The sequence below is a fragment of the Desulfovibrio biadhensis genome, assembly GCF_055388615.1.
Genome location: NZ_AP042477.1, coordinates 932,981 through 955,198, shown reverse-complemented (window position 1 = coordinate 955,198; position 22,218 = coordinate 932,981). Strand labels below are relative to the sequence as shown.

17 protein-coding genes are annotated in these 22,218 nt (G+C 55.2%); 11 read left to right on the top strand and 6 right to left on the bottom strand.

The genetic code is table 11. The features are described from left to right. The first annotated feature begins 364 nt into the window (after positions 1-364). From ACZ5EH_RS04255 to ACZ5EH_RS04240, 4 genes are all read left to right on the top strand, one after another. Complete coding sequence (locus ACZ5EH_RS04255) at positions 365-2,848, top strand: autotransporter outer membrane beta-barrel domain-containing protein (RefSeq protein WP_464276895.1); 2,484 nt, start codon at positions 365-367, stop codon at positions 2,846-2,848. A gap of 339 nt (positions 2,849-3,187) precedes the next feature. Further along, positions 3,188-4,096: a hypothetical protein gene (locus tag ACZ5EH_RS04250; RefSeq protein ID WP_464276894.1), complete on the top strand. Its 909-nt coding sequence runs from the start codon at positions 3,188-3,190 to the stop codon at positions 4,094-4,096. 56 nt (positions 4,097-4,152) lie between these two features. After that, positions 4,153-5,703 (top strand): autotransporter outer membrane beta-barrel domain-containing protein, encoded by a 1,551-nt coding sequence (locus ACZ5EH_RS04245; RefSeq protein WP_464276893.1) that lies wholly within the window; start codon positions 4,153-4,155, stop codon positions 5,701-5,703. A 135-nt stretch (positions 5,704-5,838) separates the two neighbouring features. Beyond that, the gene (locus ACZ5EH_RS04240; RefSeq protein ID WP_464276892.1) at positions 5,839-6,321 is read left to right on the top strand and encodes a hypothetical protein; all 483 of its coding nucleotides are present in this window, start codon (positions 5,839-5,841) and stop codon (positions 6,319-6,321) included. A gap of 91 nt (positions 6,322-6,412) precedes the next feature. On the opposite strand, the gene ACZ5EH_RS04235 is transcribed toward ACZ5EH_RS04240, so the two are convergent. Next, complete coding sequence (locus ACZ5EH_RS04235; RefSeq protein WP_464276891.1) at positions 6,413-8,548, bottom strand: methyl-accepting chemotaxis protein; 2,136 nt, start codon at positions 8,546-8,548, stop codon at positions 6,413-6,415. Positions 8,549-9,323: 775 nt separating this feature from the next. Between ACZ5EH_RS04235 and ACZ5EH_RS04230 the strand changes: the two genes are divergently transcribed. Further along, a complete protein-coding gene (locus ACZ5EH_RS04230; RefSeq protein ID WP_464276890.1) occupies positions 9,324-9,818 on the top strand; it encodes a C-GCAxxG-C-C family protein in 495 nt (164 codons plus the stop codon). A 9-nt stretch (positions 9,819-9,827) separates the two neighbouring features. Here the strand turns inward: ACZ5EH_RS04230 and ACZ5EH_RS04225 are convergent, their stop codons facing one another. Genes ACZ5EH_RS04225 through ACZ5EH_RS04210 form a run of 4 tightly spaced genes read right to left on the bottom strand, consistent with a single transcriptional unit; the run spans position 9,828 to position 13,647 of the window. After that, the gene (locus ACZ5EH_RS04225) at positions 9,828-10,508 is read right to left on the bottom strand and encodes a LutC/YkgG family protein (protein ID WP_464276889.1); all 681 of its coding nucleotides are present in this window, start codon (positions 10,506-10,508) and stop codon (positions 9,828-9,830) included. Further along, the gene (locus tag ACZ5EH_RS04220) at positions 10,501-11,928 is read right to left on the bottom strand and encodes a lactate utilization protein B (protein ID WP_464276888.1); all 1,428 of its coding nucleotides are present in this window, start codon (positions 11,926-11,928) and stop codon (positions 10,501-10,503) included. The genes ACZ5EH_RS04225 and ACZ5EH_RS04220 overlap by 8 nt, the downstream gene beginning before the upstream one ends. Then, the gene (locus ACZ5EH_RS04215) at positions 11,928-12,704 is read right to left on the bottom strand and encodes a (Fe-S)-binding protein (RefSeq protein ID WP_464276887.1); all 777 of its coding nucleotides are present in this window, start codon (positions 12,702-12,704) and stop codon (positions 11,928-11,930) included. The genes ACZ5EH_RS04220 and ACZ5EH_RS04215 overlap by 1 nt, the downstream gene beginning before the upstream one ends. A gap of 43 nt (positions 12,705-12,747) precedes the next feature. Continuing rightward, positions 12,748-13,647 carry a tRNA (adenine-N1)-methyltransferase gene (locus tag ACZ5EH_RS04210; protein ID WP_464276886.1) on the bottom strand — a complete coding sequence of 300 codons (900 nt, stop codon included), beginning with the start codon at positions 13,645-13,647 and terminating at the stop codon, positions 12,748-12,750. A gap of 375 nt (positions 13,648-14,022) precedes the next feature. On the opposite strand from ACZ5EH_RS04210, the gene ACZ5EH_RS04205 reads away from it, so the two are divergent. The 5 genes from ACZ5EH_RS04205 to ACZ5EH_RS04185 all read left to right on the top strand — a co-directional run bounded on the left by ACZ5EH_RS04205 (position 14,023) and on the right by ACZ5EH_RS04185 (position 19,539). Further along, complete coding sequence (locus ACZ5EH_RS04205; protein ID WP_464276885.1) at positions 14,023-15,051, top strand: radical SAM protein; 1,029 nt, start codon at positions 14,023-14,025, stop codon at positions 15,049-15,051. A 60-nt stretch (positions 15,052-15,111) separates the two neighbouring features. After that, positions 15,112-16,572 (top strand): Rne/Rng family ribonuclease, encoded by a 1,461-nt coding sequence (locus ACZ5EH_RS04200; RefSeq protein ID WP_464276884.1) that lies wholly within the window; start codon positions 15,112-15,114, stop codon positions 16,570-16,572. A gap of 57 nt (positions 16,573-16,629) precedes the next feature. Further along, complete coding sequence (locus ACZ5EH_RS04195; RefSeq protein WP_464276883.1) at positions 16,630-17,217, top strand: epoxyqueuosine reductase QueH; 588 nt, start codon at positions 16,630-16,632, stop codon at positions 17,215-17,217. Between the two features lie 19 nt (positions 17,218-17,236). After that, the gene (gene hemW, locus ACZ5EH_RS04190) at positions 17,237-18,412 is read left to right on the top strand and encodes a radical SAM family heme chaperone HemW (RefSeq protein ID WP_464276882.1); all 1,176 of its coding nucleotides are present in this window, start codon (positions 17,237-17,239) and stop codon (positions 18,410-18,412) included. Positions 18,413-18,570: 158 nt separating this feature from the next. After that, positions 18,571-19,539 (top strand): chemotaxis protein, encoded by a 969-nt coding sequence (locus ACZ5EH_RS04185; protein ID WP_464276881.1) that lies wholly within the window; start codon positions 18,571-18,573, stop codon positions 19,537-19,539. Between the two features lie 83 nt (positions 19,540-19,622). Here the strand turns inward: ACZ5EH_RS04185 and ACZ5EH_RS04180 are convergent, their stop codons facing one another. Beyond that, positions 19,623-20,936, bottom strand: a complete 1,314-nt coding sequence (locus ACZ5EH_RS04180; RefSeq protein WP_464276880.1) for an ADP-ribosylglycohydrolase family protein — start codon at positions 20,934-20,936, stop codon at positions 19,623-19,625. Between the two features lie 275 nt (positions 20,937-21,211). Between ACZ5EH_RS04180 and ACZ5EH_RS04175 the strand changes: the two genes are divergently transcribed. Further along, positions 21,212-21,880, top strand: coding sequence for a histidine phosphatase family protein (locus ACZ5EH_RS04175; protein WP_464276879.1), 669 nt, complete (start codon positions 21,212-21,214; stop codon positions 21,878-21,880). Positions 21,881-22,218 lie beyond the last annotated feature (338 nt).

The window sequence follows — 22,218 nt, the reverse complement described above, 5'->3', positions numbered from 1 at the left end:
AATAGATGGTAAGAATAGTGACTGGTACGGAACTGTAGACGATGATGTATACACGACTACAGGGTATGTCATGGGTGAAGTGGACATGACGCAAGGTGGGTCTGATGTCATCATCGTCACAGAAACAGGTGGCGTTTCAGGGTCAATAACTTGTGGCTATAGTATGTATAATGAAGTATACAACGGTGGCTTTGTTCTCGGTATAGCAGGTGGAACTAATAATATAGTAAATGGTGTTTCTGGTCATAATTATATAATCAACACGGGAACTGCTTTTGGAATCGACGGTGTGCAAAATACGGCTCAGAATGCAAGCGGTGGGTCAAACATTCTCATCAATAGAGGGCAAGAAGCCTCTCTGTACATGACTGGCAGTACTAATACTGGAAATGGGGCGAGCGGTGGTTCGAATAGTGTCACCAATGAAAGATTGGCCCTGGAAGTTATCGGCACTTTGAATAACGGTGCCAATTCTTCCGGTGGGGAGAATACCGTACGCAATACCAGTGCAGCCAAGGCAGACGAACTTATCGGGAGTAATAATCTGGGAGCCAACTCAACAGGGGGGAGCAATGTCGTCATCAATGAAGGGACGACATTCAATGCCATAGGAACAGTGAACGACGGCGCCGGTAGTAGTGGGGGGAGCAATACTATCAGAAACAGCGGAACTGTTACCAACGGTATTTACGGCAGTGAAAACACGGGCGTCAATTCCAGCGGCGGCGGCAACACCATCATCAATTTGTCTGGGGCTTACGTCACCAATAATGCGGGAACGACCTACGCCATTCTGGGCAGCGATAATGTTGGCGACGGAAGTAGCGGCGGCTCCAACATCATCATCAACTACGGAACCGCAGAAGACCTCGTAGGCAGCTACAATTACGGTGCCAACTCGTCGGGGGGCAATAACCTTATCCAGAATTTTGGCACCGTCACCGGTGATATCTGGGGGACTTGTAATGACGGCGCCGGTAGCGCTGCGGGCGCAGGCAACACCATCTATAACGCCAGCTATGTGGGCGGTAATATCTACGCCGGCGATGATGACGACCGGGTTGTCATTGTGGCCGGCTCTACGATCGGGGGGAGTGTTGATGGCGAATCAGGGAGCGATACCCTGCAGTTTTCCAACGCCGGATCGCAGAACGGAAGTCAATTCGTTAACTTCGAAGCGTTAGAGGTGACTTTTGGTTTTACTGCGCTTTCCGGATCCCTTGCCATAGCAAACAACTCCACGGTCAGTGCCGGCTTGGCCGTTAATGGCGCTCTTACCACCCCTCTGATGACGGTTACGTCCGAAGGTGTTTTAGGCGGTACGGGCACTGTGGTGGGGAATGTAATCAGCCAGGGAACCATCGCCCCCGGTAATTCCATAGGCACCCTCACAGTGAATGGAGACGTGACCTTTGCTGCCGGCAGCAGGCTGTTTGTCGAGCTCGATACCGACGGTACAAGCGATGTGCTGCACAGTACCGGCACGATAGCCATTAACGGGGGCACTCTCGGCATTGACCTTGAAAAACAATTGCTGCTGCGGACCTACCAATGGACAGTGATGACGGCCGATACCGCAATCACAGGCGTTTTTTCGGATCATGATCTCTCCTCCCATACGCTACGTGTTGATGCCACCTACACGGCCAATGCATTGCAGCTCTCCATCTCCCGTGTCGCCAGCTACAGTTCGCTGGCGCTTACCAGAAACCAACGCGCTGTCGCCAACTCCCTGGACGCCATTCTGTACGAGGCAAACAGCGATATGGCCGATCTGCTCGTGTATCTCGATTTCGTGGGCGATCTTGAAACCATACGAGACGTGTATGACCAGCTCAGCCCGGAAGCCTATCTCGGCGTGTTCAATACCTCCATGGCCACCATGCTGCTGCTGGACAGGTTGAACATGAGCCGGGCGCAACAGCTGCGCAGCGGTGATTCCAGAGCCGCTCCCAATGCCGCTGTAGCAACAGCTCCCGGCGATGCCATGGGCATCAATGCGGGCGCCCCAATCGATGCCGACGCCCGTTGGAGCGTGTGGGGCAAGGGGCTGGGGTCCTGGAGCGAGACTGAATCAGAAGATGACTATATGGGCTACGAGGTGCAGACGGGCGGTTTTGCCATGGGGGTGGACGGCCGTGTCCTGGACTGGCTCACCATAGGAGCGCAGTTCGCCTACACGTCAAGCGACATCGACTGGGACCGCGACAGTCTGAACGGTGTGCAATACGGCAAGCACGTGGGCGTATCGGCCAGCGCAGATTACCTGGGGGCCTACCTGGATGGAGCGTTCAGCTATGGCTACCTGCACAACCGCGTGCACCGCGGATTGGCTTTTGCCGGGAAGCAGGCCGACGCAACTTATGACATCCACGCCCTGCTTGGGCGTATAGGGGGCGGGTACGATTTCACCGTAGGCGACGCCACCTTCGGCCCCATGGGCTACTACACCTGGCTGCACCTGGACCAGCCATCTTTCAAGGAAGACGGCGCCGGCCCCTTTAATCTGCACATGGACAGCCTGGAGCAGAACTACAGCACCACACTGCTCGGGGCGCAGGGCAACTATCGCCTAACCTTTGAGCAATTTTCCCTGCTCGCTCGCCTGAGCGCAGGGTGGCAGCACCAGTTCAATGATTCCCCCGACTTGACCGCACGTTTTCAGGACTATCCCGGGGCAGCCTTCTCCACCGCCACAAGCGACCCCCAGGCCGACGGGTTGCTGCTCCAGGCCGGACTGACCCTGGTGGCGAATGAGAGCTTCACAGCCTCCCTTGACTATACGGGGCAACTTGGCGAGCGGGACCAGAGCCACTCCCTTGGCCTGAGCATGGGCGTGCGATTTTAAACAGTACCGGCACTGTTTATTTTATAGGGAAATACGTTGTGAAGGGGCGCAACAGGTCTGTATCAGGCTTGTTGCGTCTTGTTTTATGGTGCTTGAAGTGTGGCGTCACATTTACTGCCATTCAGAACGCAATTGCAGGCTGAAAATGAGTTTGCTAACATACAGTAGGTACACACTAATTGAATCGTGAACCAATGGATATTTAAAAAAGGCTGTGCGTATTATTTGGGCATGCAGATTTTGCAGGTACTCTGTGTTCAGGGAGAGTAGTTCTGTATAAATATATATACCGCAAGGGGGGTGCGGTGTTTTCTGGTCTAAAAGGCATAAGGTGGCACGGTGAGAATTTTCATAATCATTTATATAGTGTTTTTTACGTTTAATCCGTCTATGTTGCTTGCTGACGATTTTGTTAACAATAATAACATGCCCTCGAATTGGGGTCCGAATGGGAGCGGCAATACATGGACAAACAACAATATCGTTTTAGGAAGTATAATCGCATCGATACCATCTTTTGGTGATTTTGGTGGATTTAACACTATCACTAATAATGGCACTGCATGGGATGTTTATGGTTCATCTTTGCCCAACGATAGTTCATCTGGGGGTGGTAACTTAATTGTTAATTATAACGAAATTCATGGAGACGTCTTTGGAGTGTATAACACAGGATCATCGAATTCAATTTATGGCAGTAAAATAGTGAACCATGGCACTATTGATGGAGATGTGTATGGAAATGCCAATATGTTCCCGGAAGCTGCTATTGGCGGCGATAATGTGATTGAAAATTATGGAAAAATAGGCGGCAGTGTGTATGGTATATATTCCATGTTCTATGCCAGTGGCTCAGATGTCGGCAATTCCATTATTAATGATGGTGAAATCGTTGGTAGTATTAAAGCTGGGATGAAGGATGATACGGTAACCATCAAGTCCCATTCCAGTGTAGGGGGATATATTGATGGGGAGGACGGTGATGATACCCTGCAGTTTGAAAGTGCTGGTGAACAGAATGGCGACCAATATCTCAGTTTCGAACATCTTGAAGTGGTAGAGGGAGACAACACGATTACAGGAACTCTCAACATAGCATATGAGAGCACGATTGACAGTGATGCGTCCCTTACTGTTGCAGGCGCACTTGATACAACGAGCATTAACAACTACGGGACACTTGTCAATGGTGGCGTTATTACGGGAACTGTCAAAATTATGGATCGTATACAAACGATGGTGAATTGACCGGTACGCTTTTCAATTATGGAGAATTCAACTCAGACAATATTTTTATCGGAGACATGACAAACGATGGAACCTTGCGGGGCAACGGTACATACGTTGGCGCTTTCACCAATTCCGGTACCATTTCTCCGGGCCACTCCATCGGCACCATCACCGTCAACGGCAACGCCATATTCGAGGCCGGCACAGTATATCAGGCGGAACTGGCGGCCGACGGCACCAGCGACCTGATCGATATATCCGGCACCGCCACCATCAACGGGGGCACGCTCTCCCTCGTTTTTTTGGAGGGGGCAGACACCAGTAACATGGTGTGGACCATCCTCACTGCGGACGGTGGTGTTTCCGGCGAGTTTGACACGATGCAAAGCTCCTTGGTGTTGGATATCAGCGTAAATTACCTGGCCAACAGCATTACTGTGAACGCTGTAAGAACAATGAGCTATGTGGAGCTGGCCGATACCCCTAACCGGCGTGCAATTGCCGGAGCTCTGGATGCGATTCGCCCCATGGCTGTGGGTGATATGGCGACGTTTCTGGGTAATTTTGATTTTATAACCGATCTGGACCAGGCCCGACGCGTTTTCGACCAGCTCAGCCCGGAAGCCTATCTCGGCGTGTTCAACACCTCCATGACCACCATGCTGCTGCTGGACAGGTTGAACATGAGCCGGGCGCAACAGCTGCGCAGCGGTGATTCCAGAGCCGCTCCCAATGCCGCTGTAGCAACAGTTCCCGGCGATGCCATGGGCATCAATGCGGGCGCCCCAATCGATGCCGACGCCCGTTGGAGCGTGTGGGGCAAGGGGCTGGGGTCCTGGAGCGAGACTGAATCAGAAGATGACTATATGGGCTACGAGGTGCAGACGGGCGGTTTTGCCATGGGGGTGGACGGCCGTGTCCTGGACTGGCTCACCATAGGAGCGCAGTTCGCCTACACGTCAAGCGACATCGACTGGGACCGCGACAGTCTGAACGGTGTGCAATACGGCAAGCACGTGGGCGTATCGGCCAGCGCAGATTACCTGGGGGCCTACCTGGATGGAGCGTTCAGCTATGGCTACCTGCACAACCGCGTGCACCGCGGATTGGCTTTTGCCGGGAAGCAGGCCGACGCAACTTATGACATCCACGCCCTGCTTGGGCGTATAGGGGGCGGGTACGATTTCACCGTAGGCGACGCCACCTTCGGCCCCATGGGCTACTACACCTGGCTGCACCTGGACCAGCCATCTTTCAAGGAAGACGGCGCCGGCCCCTTTAATCTGCACATGGACAGCCTGGAGCAGAACTACAGCACCACACTGCTCGGGGCGCAGGGCAACTATCGCCTAACCTTTGAGCAATTTTCCCTGCTCGCTCGCCTGAGCGCAGGGTGGCAGCACCAGTTCAATGATTCCCCCGACTTGACCGCACGTTTTCAGGACTATCCCGGGGCAGCCTTCTCCACCGCCACAAGCGACCCCCAGGCCGACGGGCTGTTGCTTCAGGCCGGGCTGACCCTGATGGCACGCGAATACTTTACCGCGTCCCTGGATTACACGGGGCAAATAGGCGAGCGTGACCAAAGCCACTCCCTTGGGCTGAGCATGGGGGTGCGGTTCTAGCACCGCCAGCGCCCTTCGCCCTAAAATGCGTGTGCGAAAACACACGTCTTTATGCACGCTTGTGGTCGCATACAGAAGGGCCTATTTCTGTTGTTTCATCATATTTATGGCAGCGTTCATGGTGGAGGCGAATAAATGCGTGGAAATGACAGGAACATGGCGGCATTGATAGATAAAGCCATTGCCGTGGCCCTGCTTGCCCATTCCGGCGCTGTGGACAAGGGAGGCAGCCCGTACATTTTGCACCCCTTGCGGGTAATGCACAAAATGCAGACACCAGAGGAGATGGTGGTCGCCATTCTGCATGATGTGGTCGAGGATTCGAACATTACCCTGGAAGTGCTGCAAGAGCAGGGCATGCCGTCCGACATTATCACCGCCTTGGATCACCTCACCAGACGAAAAGGCGAAACCTACGCAGCCTATCTGCGCAGATGCGCGGAAAACCCCTTGGCTCGTACTGTTAAGCTGGCAGACTTAAACGATAATATGAATTTGAAGCGCATTCCTGTCCCCACGGAACAGGACGAGCAACGCATTGAGCGCTATCGCAAGGCCCGCGCCTTTCTTTTGCAGCTCGACGTGCGCTACGCCATTGATAACCCCCTTTACGAGTAAGTTTCCCCTATTCGAGGGCGCACCAAAAAGAAAACCCGGGGCATGCACATGTGATGCGCGCCCCGGGCAGTGTAGGTTTGGTGGAGGATGGCTATTCCTCGCCCGAGACCATTCTGTCGATCAATGCCTTGAGGTTCATGGCCTGGTTGGAAAGCTCCGTTACGGCCTTTGCGGCCTGCCCCATGGCTTGGGACGTTTCTGAAGAGATGGAGCTTACCTCTTCAACGGAGCGGCTGATTTCCTCGCTGGCTGCAGATTGCTCCTCTGCTGCGGTGGCTATTGTCTGCACCTGGTCATTGACGTCTTCCACAAAGGTCACGATTTCATGCAACGATTTGCCGGAATCAGTGACCAGCTTGGTGGCTTCGGCTATTGTGGTGACACTGCGCTCCACGTTGTGCACCGTCTCTCGGGTCCCGTCCTGAATGCCTCTGATGGCGTCGCCCACTTCCTTGGTGGCGGTCATGGTTTTTTCCGCCAGCTTGCGCACCTCGTCGGCAACTACGGCAAACCCGCGGCCTGCTTCCCCCGCGCGCGCCGCTTCAATGGCGGCGTTCAACGCAAGCAGGTTGGTCTGGTCTGCAATGTCGGAAATGACGTTCATAATCGCGCCGATACTTTCAGCCTGATTGTCCAGCTCGCTCATATTTTGCTTCATCACCAGAGACTGTTTCTGGACTTCATCTATCTGCGTCACGGCTTGCTGTACGATTTGCGCGCCATTCTGCGCTTTTTCTCTCGTGTTTCCCGTGGCCTGTGCGGCGGAGGCAGCGTTGTTGGCAACTTCCATAACCGAAGCGGTCATCTGCTCCATTGCCGTTGCGGCTTCGCTGGACCGCTGGGTTTGCAGCTCTGCGCCTCGGCTGGATTGCTCCACCTGGGCGGAAAGTTGCTCGGAGGCAGAGGTCACGACCTCAATCACACTTTGCAGTTCTGCGGCGGCTTTATGGATGGCCTGTCGGCCAGCTTCGGCGCGTTGGCCTGCTTCTTCAGCCGTAATCCTGGCTTCGTCTGCGGCTTTGGCGGCGCGGTCGGCTTCTTCGGATATGTAGGCAGCTTCGTCCATGCGTTCCTTGAGGCTCGTCACCATGGAGCGAATGGAGGTGGCCAGTTGTCCCAACTCGTCCCCGCGTTCTTCGGTAAGGGTGCTGTTCAGGTCACCAGTGGCGACATTGTCAGCAAAACCTACAACACGCCCCAAGGGGCCTGTGATGTTACGGGTGATGATTACGGCAATGAATGCAGCCAGGATTACCGCAAAAGCAAGACCGATGAGCAAGGTGTTCACGGCTGTCGCCAAGCTCGTAGTAGCTTCATTTGCAATGTTAGCGGTGTTCTGGAGTCCAGCTTCGGAAATGGTTTTTACGATGGAAAGGATGTCTTGGGTTGTCTTGGCTCCGGCAGCGCCGATACCCCTGATCTTGTCAATGCTTTCGGCAAGAATGATGACGCTTTCTTTATAGGCAAGGGCGGCTTTATGGGCCGTTTCCAGTGATTGAAGGTCAATCTGAGAGGTGACTAGTTTGCCCACAAGGCCGAAAAGTTTCTCAAGTCTTTCAAAACTCTCAAGCGGTTTTTTGAAAAGCTCAGGATTCCTTTCACTGTATGCAGTGAGAGAGTTGATGCGGATTTCGTCACCAAGCGCCATGATGTCGGTAAAGATGTTGTTCTTGTCCAGATGCTGCTTGAGCTTGACGGAAGAGACGCGTTCTTCAATGTCCCTGGCGAAGCTGGCGCCTTGGCTAATCTGAAGGCTCCTTATCTCCATTGAAAAAGAGACTGCTTGTGTGCCCATGTCTTTACGTGCTTCGCTGATCGCGTTGTTGAGGGTGACGGTATCGTCAACGAGTTTTTGGTAGTCTGTAAATTTGGATTGAAGCTCTTCTATTGTTGTCGCCAGTTGCTTGAGTTCCTTGTGGGAATTGGCCAACTCGACTGCCTGAGGCAGCAATTCGTTGGCTTTGTCAAGGTACATTTGAGCTTCCTCAAGCTGGGCCTCGTTTCTGGAGAGGGAGTAGCCACGCATTGAATACATCATGAGCAACGCTGTACGCTCAATTTCGTTGGCTAAGGATACCTCAGGTACGTAGGCTGAAGATAAAAGTTGTGATTTCTCTTCAACATCGCGCATGCTGAGAACCCCGAGAATACCAAGGGCGAGGGTCAGAATTATCAGCAACGCATAACCACCGCCAATTTTGAATGAAAGTCGAGTATCCTTTAACATTGTGTTTCCTTTTGATTTCCCTTTAACACCAGTGCATATCAAAAAACTATAATAAGAATTTTTTGCAATGTATAAAGAGTTCTGTGGAAGAGAAAGACGGTAAAAACCGTAGCAACAGTTTAAATAATAAATCACAAAAAGAAGTGAGTGTAGTCAAAAATCCTTAGAGAAGTATAGAATAAGGAGGTGGCGATGGGAAGTGTAAAAATTATATAAACTGTACGGTTAATTAGCGATATTTGTTGAATGAAAATGCAAAGAGTTGTTCAAAATATTGTAAGGCATACCTTTTGAAGAAGATTGGAGAAGGATGTTGCATGATGCAGTTTTATTGTAGAATGAAGGATTCAGGCAGTAATTATGATTGAAACAACTATGTTGTTATATGGTGATGAAGGGTGTTTCCTATTAGTGGTGCACTGATGAAGAATTATGAATAAAACATATGCGCCATGTTGTCATGATATGCCGGCAGGCAAATTAAGTATTTGTGTATACGATGACTGAAGCCCATTCCAAAAAAGAAAAAGCAGGGCGTGTTCGCAGAAGGACTATGGGTTCCTGTGATATGGGCGTTAAAAAGAAAAGAAAGGGAGACAATTGCAGGCGGGCTTGCGTATGGCAATGGAAAGTAACTTGGAAAAAATAGCAAGAAGAGCTTTTTTTATTTTACTTGATTCTGTACTTGTATAAACCGAAAAGGAAAGCGGGTAGGAAATGGAGCTATAACGATTAAGCGCTCCAAGTATGGTAAAGCACAAACAGGAAGACTTGTATGAAAGAGGTTTCAGAAGAAAAAAGAAGCGGGAATGTATCGGATCAGTCTCCCGAAGCCGTTGGCGACGCAGCAGCCTCCATGGCAGGGGGCAGCCTGTTCTGCGCAGAGAGCGTAGTGCTGGCGGTGGCCGCGGCCCATGGCATAGAAAGCGCGCTTTTACCGGGCATCGCCACGGGGTTTTGCAGCGGGTTGTCCAGAACCTCTGGCCCCTGCGGCGCGCTCATGGGTGGGGTCATGGCCTTGGGTATGGTCAAAGGGCGGCCTTCCCCTGGGGGGGAGTTCCTGCCATGCTATGAGATGGTGCAGGAACTCACAGCTACATTCGAAGAACGCTTTGGCGCCACCACATGCTACGGCATCACTGGGTTTGACCTTTCCACAGCTGAGGGGCGCAACGCCTTTGCCGAACAAGCCATATTCGAGAAAACCTGCAAAACCCTGGTGCGTGAGACCACGACTCTGGTTCAGGAGTTGTTGCAGGCGGGCGCCTAGCAGAAGGCGCTACAACCAGCAGAGACCAAGCACGATCACTTTGGCAGGACCATGGGCGGGGCGCACCAGAGTCTGTTCGATGTCTGCTGTGGAGCTCGAGCCTGTAATCATGTGCAACGCGCTGGGCAGGCGCCCTTTTTCCGCCAAACGCTGCCGGAGCAGGGCGGGCAGGCTGGAAAGATCCTCGTAAAGCGCGCTTTGCGGCAGACAGGCGATATGCACCGGCGGCACGAGTGATGCGCTGCGAGGACGCCCTTCCCCTGCCATGACCACTAACGTGCCGGCCAGTGCAAAGGCTGCGTCGATGGCGGTAATCCCGACACCAAGTTCCGCCAGGGCTGGGCAGATGCGGTCGCCCGTTGCTTCATGCAGTTCAATGCCGGCTTCTTTGATGCAGGCGTCAAGCTCCAGCGTATCGAGCAGGGAGTGGCTCCAGCGCATGGCGCCGCCTTTTCCGTATTCGCGCAGCAAATCAACTAAAATGGCGCGTGCAGCCTCGGGTGTCTGGGCAAGGTGCAACGCACCGCCTATGGGGGACAGCTCTTTGCCGATGTTTTCCCAGGCGTTTTCCGGTGCGGCGCAGGGTTGAAGCACATGTTCAGGCGTAGGGGCAGGGGCGGGGGTAAAAGGGTGACGCCCCAAACCCTGGCGTAGCCGTGAAAGGATATTTTGTCTGGCGGTATCAGCCATTGCTGCCTCCGGAACGTTTGCGCCACAGCGTATAGAATGGGGTTCTCAGGCAGGGCAGGGTGCGCCCTGCAGCGTAACGGCGGAATGTATTCATGCCGGGAAGGCGGCGGGTGAAACGCATTTCCGGGTCCAGCTTGCACAGGCACCGCCCTATCGCCATGGCGGCGCGATACGGACCGGGGCGCGTGGCAACCCTGGTGTACAGGTCCAGGGCGGCGCGTTGGGGCAAAGGTGCAGCGCCCCCCCATGCCGGATCTTCGCGATAGCGGCGGCGCATGGTCAAAAGCATTGCCGGATGGTCTATGCCGACTGGGCAGACCGCGTGGCAGTTGCCGCACATGGCGCAGGCCTGGGGGTAATCCCTGGTTTCCTCCGGGGGGAGGAGCTGCGGCCCCAGCAGCGAGCCGATGGGGCCGGAATATGCCCAGCCGTAACTGTGCCCCCCGATGTTGCGGTAGACGGAGCAGGCAGCCAGGCAGGCGCCGCAGCGAACGCACAGCAGGGTCTCACGCAGTTCGGGGTCGGCAAGCATGCGCGAGCGCCCGTTGTCCAAAATCACCAGGTGCATGTGTTCAGGTCCGTCCACTTCATCCGGCAGCCGCGCAGAACTGAACATCGAAACATAGGAAGAAAGCTTCTGCCCCGTTGCGCTGCGAGGCAGCATCTGCAGGATGGCAGCGGCTTCATCCAGCCCCGCCACAACCTTTTCGAGGCTCATCACCGCCACATGAACACGGGGGCAGGTGGTGCTCATACGGATGTTGCCCTCGTTTTCCACCAGCACCACGACGCCAGGATCGGCTATGGCCATGTTGACGCCGGTAATGCCCATGTCGGCCTTGAGAAAACGCTCTCGAAGCGCCTCACGGGCAATGGCCGTCAGAGCCACGCTGTTGTCCGCCGTTTCCCCCAGTTTTTGCAGAAAGAGTTCGGTAACGTCCTGTCTGCTTTTATGCACGGCAGGGGCGATTATGTGGGAGGGGGGCTCACCAGCGAGCTGGATAATGTATTCGCCGAGGTCGGTTTCGCAAACATCTATGCCCATTGCCTCCAGCGCGGGATTCAGGGCGATCTCCTCGGTGATCATGGACTTGCCCTTGACCACACTCTTGGTACCGTATTCCCTGGTCAGGCCGCTGATAATCTCCCTGGCCTGCGCCGCATCCTCCGCCCAGTGCACCTTTACGCCGCGGGCGGAAAGATTCTGCTCCAGCTTTTCCAGCAGCGCGGGCATTTCCGCAAGAGAGCGCATCCGCGCCTGGCGGATGCCTTGCTGGTAGCCGGCAAAATCGGGCAACAGTTTCATGGCTTGGGTGCGCTTGACACGGAAGTTGACGGAAGCACGGCTGAGTGCATTGCGCAACTGTCTGTTTTCAGTGGCTTTGGCAGCCTGTGCAGCAAATTCGCGTGGGGTTCTCATTATTGCCCCCCTTCAAATGAATGCGCTAGAAAATGTGCGGCATGCAGGATGCGCGCACCAGGCTTACAGGCGTCCAGGGCGCTTCTTATGTTGATCATGCAGCCGATTTCGGCTGTAACAGCCATGCGTTTGTCACCCGTTATGTCCGCCTGGCTCCAGGCCTTGTCCAGGGCAAACAGCTTGTCCTCCAGCATGGCGTGGGAAACTTCAGGGTACTGCAGGCTGAACGCGCCGCCAAAACCGCAGCAGGCGTCCGGATCGTCGAGATCGAGAATCTGCAGGCCGGGCACGCGAGCAAGTACGTTGCGCACAGCAGCGCCCACGCCCAGGGTCCGGGTCTGGCAGGATTCGTGGTAGGCCACTGCTCCGGCGTATTCCGGAAAACAGAAGTCAGCAGGTACGTTGGCATCAAGAAATTCGCACAGTTCATACGATCTGCTGGCAAGGGCGTTTGCGCGGTCGCACCAGTCGTCGCCATATTTCTTTTGGGCAAAGAGCTTGGGATAGTTGCGCAACATGGCCGTGCAGGAGGCGGAAGGCGATACCACAGGCAGGGGCGCCAATGGTTCAAAGACTTCTATGGCGTGTTTGGCCAGTTGAATGGTGTGGTCAAAGGCTCCCTGTTTGTACAGGGGCTGGCCACAGCAGGTCTGGCCTTCGGGCGCCAGAACCTGGAAGCCCGCAAGCTCCAGAGCCCGGGCCGCGGCCAGCGCGGTCTCCGGGCAAACATCCTGGCAAAGACAAGGAACAAAGAGTGCGACGGTGGGTGTCGACATGAATATTCTTCCTCAAGCTGCATGACGCAGCTATGGAAGGCGGCTATTCGCCGTCTTGTTCTGGTGTGGCGGTCTCTTCTGGTTGCATGTCAGGAGCGGTGTTTTCCTCTGCAGCGGGCGCAGCTATCTCAGGTGCGGCTGCTTCTGCAGCAGGTTCTTGGGACGCTATGGCTTCAGCCTGGGGCGCCTGCTGCCGTGCAAAGACCAAAAAGCCGGTGTGCGCCACCATACGGTCGTCAGGGCGCAGGCGATCAGGCACGGGTTTCCAGCGGCGCACAAGTATCTCAACCACCTCGATTCCGGCAAAAGGGCCTTTTTCCAAAGCACTGACAAGGTCGCTGACCTGATTGGTGGTGGGCAGCAGAAAACCAAGGGGCGCGCCAGGCGCTACCGCCGCGGCGGCATGGTCCAGGTAATCCCAGGGCGTACGCACATCCAGGAACAGGGCGTCCACATTTTCATGCAGAAAACCGTCTGCAATGTCATGGTTATGCTGCTCCACGTTTTCACCCACGCCAGCCCAGTCCAGGTTGCGGCGGCACAGGTTGAAAAACTCGGGGCGCTTTTCATAGGTGTAAATCTTGCCAGTGGGGCCGGCAAACCAGGAAAGCGCAAGGGTCAGACTGCCGGAGCCACTGCCGGCCTCGATGACACGGCGTCCAGGGCCAACCCCCAATTTGATGCAAATATATCCAATATCCTTGGGGTAGATGATCTGGGTCTGGCGTTTTACGCCTTTTACCAGGTCATACAAGGTGGGGCGCAGCATGCGATAGGGTTTGCCTATGTGCGTGTTCAAGGTGGCGCCAAACTGGGCAGCCGCAATGGTTTCCATGGGGATAACGCCGTCATGGGTATGCAATGCGTCCCCAATGCCTACCCGTATCAGATAACGTTTGCCCTTGGGGCTTACCATCTGGACCAAATCGCCTTGTTCTGGCATGTCGCGCCTCCGATTCTGACGGGAGCTCCCGCCTCGTTACAATGTCCGGTTGGCCTAGTGTTTCCCCGCGCAGGTGTCAAGCTGACGAACGCAGTGCGGAAGGTTCTCTGAAGATTTTTCAGGAGTATGCGAAACCTGTGGCTTGATACATACCCTGTTTTTCCCGTATGCTGTAGATGGTTTCGTGGATAAATCCGGTTGCAGCGTTTGGATTTTGTTATTGCGCAGCCTGCCCGCATACCGCGTGCTCGCCGCCAACTGGCGGATTCTAAATATATTTGTGAGCGCTACAATGCCTTTCGTAGTGCGCTCCTGGCAATATGCCCACGTGCAAGCCGACCTTTTGCCCGGCCTGTACCTGTAAGGAAACAGAACGTGTCCGATTGTCACATTTTTGGTCCCGTGACCTCGAGTCGCCTGGGACGCTCTCTCGGCCTGGACCCTTTGGACGAGAAACGTTGCACCTTTGACTGTCTCTATTGCGAAGTCGGCCCCCAGCCGGAACGTGTGGTCGAGCGTGGGGTGTTCGTACCCACGGAAGTGCTGCTGCGCGAATTGCGCAACTGGCGTGAAGGGCATACCTCCAAACCCGATTTCGTCACCCTGAGCGGTTCAGGGGAGCCCTGTCTGCATAGCGACTTGGAGCGCCTGATTCAGGAGCCGCGTAAAATAGTTCCAGACACGCCGATTGCGGTGCTGACCAACTCCTCCCTGTTGCCCGACCCCACGGTGCGCGCCGAACTCGCCAAGGCTGATGTGGTGCTGCCTTCCATTGACACCCTTGTGGAACGTGAGTTCAAGATTCTGGACCGGCCGCATGAATCCCTGAAGCTGGAAGCCATTGCCAAGGGATTGCTTGATTTTCGCAACGAATTTCAGGGGCGCATTTATTTAGAGGTTTTTTTGAGTCAGGGCATAAACGACAGTGAGCAGAATCTGGCGCTGCTGGAAGAGTATGTGCGCGAACTCCGACCTGAGCGTGTGGATGTGGTGACGCTTTCGCGTCCCGGTGCATATGAAAAGGGAAAAACCGCATCTGAAGAGAGTCTGGAGCGCTTTGCCAGAACGCTGACCGACGCCATTGGGGGCAAAGGCGGGAAAGCGGAAGCCAAGGCGGAAAGCGGTGTGAATCAGGGGGCAGGCATTGCTTTGCGTCATGCTTTGGGGCAAGAGGGGGGCGTTTGCGCCTCTTCGCCTGAATCTCCGGCGCCATCTGCGGCGTTGCAGGTTTTGGCGGAAGAAGTCTACCAGAGCTTGCGACGCAGGCCCCAGACGGCAGCACAGCTTGCCACCGCTCTGGACAGTGCGCAGCCTGACGTTGCGGCTGCCCTGGAGGAACTGCTCGACAAGAAGAGAGTCAGGGCTTTGCCTGACGCTGAACCGCCTTTTTTCAAGGCGGTGTGAGACACGTTCGCAAGAGCCCCTTATGCAGGGGAATGAACCATATTTTTTTGAGGAATGGATATGACGAGAGGAAAAAAGAAAAAACGCAAGATGTTCATCAGCGTTCTTCCAGGAGAGCAAGTGGAGGTTGTCCTGGCGGAAGACGGTAGGGTGCAGGAATATTACGTGGAAATGTTGCACCAGGCCAAAACCAGGGGCAACATCTATAAAGGCACCATCCACAACGTCGATACCTCGCTGCAGGCGGCGTTCATCAATTACGGCGCGGAGAAAAATGGTTTTCTGCAAATAGATGAGGTGCACCCCGAGTACTACATGCAGCCCCACGACTCCAAGAAGGGGCACAAGTATCCCTTGATCCAGCGCGCTCTTAAGGCCGGACAGGAAGTTCTGGTGCAGGTTGTCAAAGAGCCCACCGGGACCAAAGGCGCTTTTCTCACTACCTATATTTCCTTGCCGGGGCGCTGTCTTGTGCTGACCCCCGGGCGGGAGCAGGTGGGCGTCTCCCGCAAGGTGGAAGACGAGGCCGAGCGCCTGCGCCTCAAAGAAATCATGGACAGCATGTCTCTGGATCAGGGGTTGGGCGTTATCGTCCGTACGGCAAGCATAGAGCAGAGCAAGACGACTTTGTCCAAGGACTTGCAATTTTTGAAACGCCTCTGGAAGGAAATCCGCCGCAAGGGAACAACGGAAACGCCCCCTGCTCTGGTGTATGAAGAACCCGATCTGGCTTCCCGCGCGATCCGGGACTATCTCACGGTGGATGTGGGGGAGGTCTGGGTGGATGACGAGGAAACGGCGCAGCGGGTGGAAGAATTTGCCTCGCTCATTTTTCCCCGGCGCGGCAGCCTGGTGAAGCTGCACGACCATGCGGATCGCACCATGTTCGAGCGCTTCAATATCCAAAAGCAGCTGGAAAATATCTATTCGCGCACCGTACCGCTGCCATCCGGCGGACAGCTTGTCTTTGACCAGACCGAGGCCCTGATGGCCGTGGACATCAACTCCGGAAAGATAGGCGGCAAGAGCAATTTTCATGAGATGGCCTTGAAGACCAACCTGGAGGCCGCCGAAACCATTGCCCAGCATCTCAGGCTGCGCGATGTTGGCGGACAGGTTGTCATCGATTTTATTGAAATGAAGGACCGCAAGAACTGGTCTGAGGTGGAAAAGACCATGCGCCAGGCCATGAAGGGGGACCGTGCGCGCCACGATGTGGGTAAAATGACCAAGTTCGGGCTGCTGCAGGTGGTGCGGCAGCGGTTGGGGTCCTCGGCCATATCTCTTTCCACAGAGGCGTGCCCCTGCTGCGGCGGATCTGGCGTGCGCCGGAACCTGGAGTGGCAGGCCATGCAGGCCCTGAAAGAGGTGCACAGACATTTGCTGCAGGATAACCATCCGAAACCCTTGACCTATACCGTGCCAAGAGAGCTGGCCTTCTACATGCTGAACCGCAAACGCGGCAAATTGACGGAACTTGAAAAAAAGTTCGAGACCGATATTTATATTGAGCACTCCTGAGCCGGTTTCCCTGGAGGGCTAGTAGCTGCGCGGGGAAGCAGGTAACGGAAAAAGGACATGGCACGTATTCTTTTACATATTTGCTGCGGCCCCTGCGCCATAGCACCGGTGCGCCGGCTGCAGGAGCAAGGGCATGCTGTGACGGGGGTGTTTTTCAATCCCAACATCCACCCCTTGCAAGAATACCTGCGCCGGCGGGAAGGGCTGGTGGAAGTCGCGGCCAGGCTGGATTTTCCCGTGATCTGGCTGGACAAGGAATACGACCCCAAACGCTGGTTTCGGGAAGTGACCCTGCGCGAGGCCAGCCGCTGCCGGTTGTGTTACGCCATGCGGCTGGACAAGACCCTCAAGGTTGCCCGTCGTGGCAAGTTCGATTGCTTCAGCTCAACTCTGCTGTACTCCAGAATGCAGCGCCACGAGGAAATACGCTCCCTTGGTGAAGATATGGCAGGGGGCGGTGACGTTTCCTTTTTTTACCAGGATTTTCGCGAAGGCTGGCAGGAAGGCATTGAAACGTCCAAGGAATGGGGCATTTACCGGCAGCAATACTGTGGCTGCCTCTACAGCGAATACGAACGCTATCAGGGTGATCTGGCAGCGTTGACGGCCCCTGGCGGCTCCCGCAATCCCAACGAGCGGGAGTGAGCCACACTGGATAGTCTGCATGCTGCTCTACGTTCACGTTCCTTTTTGCCGCCGCAAATGCAACTACTGCGGTTTCTACTCTGAGGCCTACACAGAGGAGGGCCGCGAGGCCTATGTTTCCCACTTGCTGCGGGAAATCTCCTACTGGGGGCGCACGCTCAAAAAGCCCGAAGTGGAGACCGTATTCTTTGGCGGCGGCACCCCCAGCATGCTACCCGCAGCGGATGTCATGGATATTACCCGGGCCATCCGCAAGCACTTCCGGCAGGCCAAAAATGTCGAAGTCAGCTTTGAATGCAATCCTGACAGTGTGGGGAAGCCGGAATACGCTCAGGCTTTGAAGGTCGCCGGCATCAATCGCATAAGCCTGGGCGTGCAAAGTATGGATGACGCCCAGTTGGAATTGTTGGGGCGCCCCCATAGTGCTTTGCAGGCGGCGCGCGCCTTTTCCGTGCTGCGTCAGGCCGGCTTTGCAAATATCAACGTCGATCTCATCTGGGGCTTGCCCGGACAGCGGTTGCGGCTTTGGAAAGAGCAGCTCAAGCGGATTTGCGAGCTCAAGCCCGACCACCTCTCTTGCTACGGTCTGACTGTGGAAGAGGGCACGCCCCTGGAGCGCAGTTGCCTGGCGCAGGAGGTGGTGCTCCCCCATGAGGACGAGCAGGCCAGAATGTTTCTGTACGGGGCAGACTACCTGGAATCGCAAGGCTACCTGCAATATGAAATCTCCAACTTTGCGCGCATGGGATTCTTTTGCCGCCACAATCTGGGGTACTGGGAAGGGCGCGAGTACCTTGGCGTAGGGCCGGCGGCAGTCTCCACCATTGCCTCGGAACGCTGGGAAAATCCTGCGGATCTGAAAAAATGGGTGGAGGCTGTGCGCAATGTGGATCTGGGCCGCGAAAGGGAGCAGCTCGACACGCTGACCCGCGTCAAGGAGATGGTCATGCTCCGCTTGCGCACCTCGCGCGGGCTCAGGCTCAAGGCTTACCGCGAACTGACGGGGCAGGGATTCACCAAACAGCATGCCGGACTGGTAAAAGCCCTGCACAAGCACAACCTGTTGCGGATTTCCAAGGGGTATTTGCGGCTGACCCGAAATGGCATGCTGGTATCGAACACCATCATCGAAAATATCTTCCGTAATCAGGAGGCCTTGGCTTCCATAGAAGAACAATCCCGCGAGCTGGAGTAAATTCTGACCAATCCAAGATTTTTGACTTAGAGTTATGGAAAAACCGTACATTACCTGCTATGGACAGTTTGTAGGTAAAAATAGCGGTAATTTACGGCATGGCTGCTGTGGCGGAAATTTTATTCCGCTTGCGCTGCATTTATACGGGAGGCGGACCGGTGAGCAAGAAAGAGATACTTTTAGAGTCCGGAACCAACGAGCTGGAGATTCTGGAATTCTATATTGATGCCCCCCCGGCCGACGGTCTCAGCGTCAAGGCGCATGTGGATGAAGAGCGCTGCGTGCTGGGTGTAAACGTTGCAAAAGTCCTTGAGGTCATTGAAAATCCTGGCCTTACACGCCCTGAGTTCGCCCCCCACCCGTGCTTTATGGGCATTTTACCCTTGCGGGGCAAGGTGCTGCCGGTTTTGGACCTTGGCGTCTGGCTTGGGCTGGATACGCAGCCCCACCCCCATGATGTTATCATTGTCACCGAGTTCAGCCAGACCACGGTTGGCTTTTTGGTTTCAGGGGTGGTGGATATTCACCGCGTGTTCTGGAAAGACGTGGAGCCCCCCGGAGGCATGCTGAGCCAGCTTGAAGAAAGCTGCATCGTCGGCATCACCCAGATTGACGAAAGGTTTGTACAGCTCGTTGATCTCGAATCCATCATTGCAGAGTTCGACGAACGTTCCCGCCCCTCTGATGAGTATGATTCCTTTGAGGGAGACACGCGCTACAAGGTGCTCATTGCCGACGATTCCATGGTGATCAGGAATCTGATGGAAGAGACCCTGGCCCGCGCCAACTTCGAGTATCATGTTGTGAACAATGGGGAAGACGGGCTGAAGTACGTTCTGGACATGAAGCAGCGGTCCGAGGCGGAAGGCAAGGCTCTGAAGGAATACATCGACATTGTTATTTCCGACATCGAAATGCCGCGCATGGACGGATTCACCATGACCAAGCGCATCAAGGACGACCCGGTGCTTTCAAAGCTGCCTGTTATTCTCTACTCCTCGCTCATCACGCCGGAGCTGCGTCATAAGGGGGAATCTGTGGGGGCGGACGAGCAGGTCTCCAAACCCGACCTGGACACCATTCCCTCTATCGCTCGCCGACTCATAGCGCAGTACGCAGAAGCCTGAGCCTTAGGCTGACACTTTTTTACGGGGAGGAAGCACCGGGGCTAAGCCCGGTTTCCTCCCCGTTTTCTTTTTGTGTTCAGGCGTCAGATACCTTTTCCGGAAGCGGCCACATCCGCAAAGGCCGTGATTTCCTTTTCCAGTTCCGCAGCGTCCTTGAGACCCTGGATCAAATGCTCGGGGGGGCGTTTAGCTGCGCCCAAAAGCAGCCCCAGAAGCATCCCGCGGTGTACGTTATCGCCCCCCATGTTGGCGTTGGAGAGAACCGAAGGCTCGAAATCAAAGAGTTGTCGCCGGGCCAGGTAGAGCATCAAGGGCACCCCGTGTTCCGGATAGCAGGCTGTCGCCAGTCGTCCGCCGACAATAGTGTTGGCGTCGGCAAGTTCCGCCATGGTCTCCAGGTCAAAGGGCAGGGTGTCAAAGGTGGTGTGCATGCGCCACATGTCTTCATCCGGAATGTTGCCCGGTCCATTGTGGGCGCGGTACGCCTCGAAAAGCTCCTTGCCGGAAATTTCCGGCAGGCGGATCAATCGGGAAAAGCGGGGGATGACCGACATGGGGTCTTCGCCTGTGAGCAGCGACTGGAGCATGGGCACCAGCACAAAGAGGGCCGTGCTGCAGTTTTCGGAACGGTGGGTGATATTCTGGTGTTCTATGGCGAGGCCCATGCCCTGGTAGGCGGAGGGGGCCAGCATGCTAAGCACCAAGGGGCGTATGACGCCACCGTGTGACCCGATGGACCAGATGTCGCGCTGTCGGGCGGCACAGGATTCCGGCGCCACACCTTTGGCGTAATTTTCAAACCAGCGACGGATGTAGATTTCCGTGTAGGGATCGCGGTTGGCGCCCGGGGTTGTCAGATGCTCGATGAAGCCCTGGATGAAGCCATGGCTCTCGTAGGCGTCTTTTGCTGCAACACAGCGCATGAGCACACGTACAAGGTGCGCACCCAATGTGTTGTCCCCGGCGTCCAGGCCGTGATGGTAATGGTAGCGCTCCTTTTTGGCAGGCGCAGGATTGCCGTGGGAAGGGTCCTGCTCATCGCGGGCAATGGCCAGGTCGGAATAGCTGGTTTCATAGAAGCGGGCGTTTTCATGCAGAATATCCCAGGGGCGCCCCAATTCTTCGGCACGGGCGACATCTGGCTGGTATTCCATGCCAACCATGAAACTTTCCGGGTGTGGATGCGGTGGGGCGGTATACCCCTTGAGTCCACCGTCAAATGTGTCGTAGATGTTCTCCATGCTGTAGAACCAGTGGGCAGGCATGGCCAACGCGTCAGCCACGAATACTCCCCAGAGGGCATTGATAATGCGCTCGCGTCGTGCGCGGCGTTTGGCTTCGGCCTTTTGCGCTTCCGGAGACAGGTCGTTTGTCTGGGACTGTTTGTCTGTAGTCATATGCCATACCTTGGAAAATGGTTGTAAATATGTTTGCAGCAAATAAAGCAAGGGGTGGGTTGCAGCGTTTCAGGAAGTGGTTACCATGCCCTTGCCAATGCTCATCTGCATGACCGCAGCGCCAAAAGACAACGTGCGACAGACACAGGAATGTCGTCAACCTTCTTGCAGCATGGCAAGGAGCAACGACAAAACTGCCGTATAATGCAAAGTGCTGCTGCCGCATGTTTTAAAGGGGCGGATGCTCCTGTGGCAAGTTACGCAACGGAGGTGATATGTCGGAAAAAGAATATAAAGCGACCATTCTGCTTCTCAGGCATGGGCAGATTCCCCAATCCCACCCGCGACGATTTGTGGGGCAGCGGGACCTTCCCCTGGATTCCGAAGGCGAGCGCCAGGCAGATCTGGTGGCCTCATGGCTGCGGCTTGTATTGCCGGGCTTGCCACCCTTTGAGGGAATTGTGCACAGCCCCCTTGCGCGCACAACCAAAACGGCCTCCATTCTTGCCGAAGCAGTGGACGCGCAACTAGAGCCTGAACCGGCCCTGCGTGAGATTTCACTTGGAAAATGGGAAGGTTTGAGCAAAGTGGAGGTGGAAGCGCGCTTCCCCGGCGCCCTGCAGAAACGAGGTGACGACATGGCCGGCGTAGCCCCGGAAGGTGGTGAAAGCTTCCGTGATGTGCAAAAGCGGGTGATGCCTGCCATCGAAGATATTGCCGCCCGAACAAATGGAACGCGTATTGTCGTTGCCCATGGTGGGGTCAACAGGGCGATCTTGTGCACGCTTTTGGGCATGCCTCTGGCAAACATCTTTCGGCTGGGCCAGGACTACTGCTGCTGTAACGCGCTTGTGAAAGGGCAGGACGGGCTGGAGGTACAGGCTGTCAATCTGCTGCCGTGGAGTCCGGGAGGGCTTGTTTCGCTCTCTCTGATAAAGACTTGAGCGTGTAGTCAGAAATAAAACTTAATGAAAATAAACGCTTCAAGATGTCCCTTGCGTTTTTTCCGCGCTCCTTTTTTCGTTTCCTTATGCTTGCCGCTGCTTTTTTTTCCTGCTTTAGCGGTGGTGGCTTCCCCCGCGTTTGGGTAGTATCCTTTTGTCCGAAAAAAAGGACTACAGGGTGAGCTTGAACTGCAGCGTAATTTGTATGGTCTGCAAAATTCTTTTATTCAGGTGCGTTACAGTAAGGTTTGTGTGGCTTGGCCGGGCGGTCTGTTTTTTGCTTTATGTACAGATCCCTTAATTGCGGCCTTCAAGGACCAGATACATACGCAACCTCT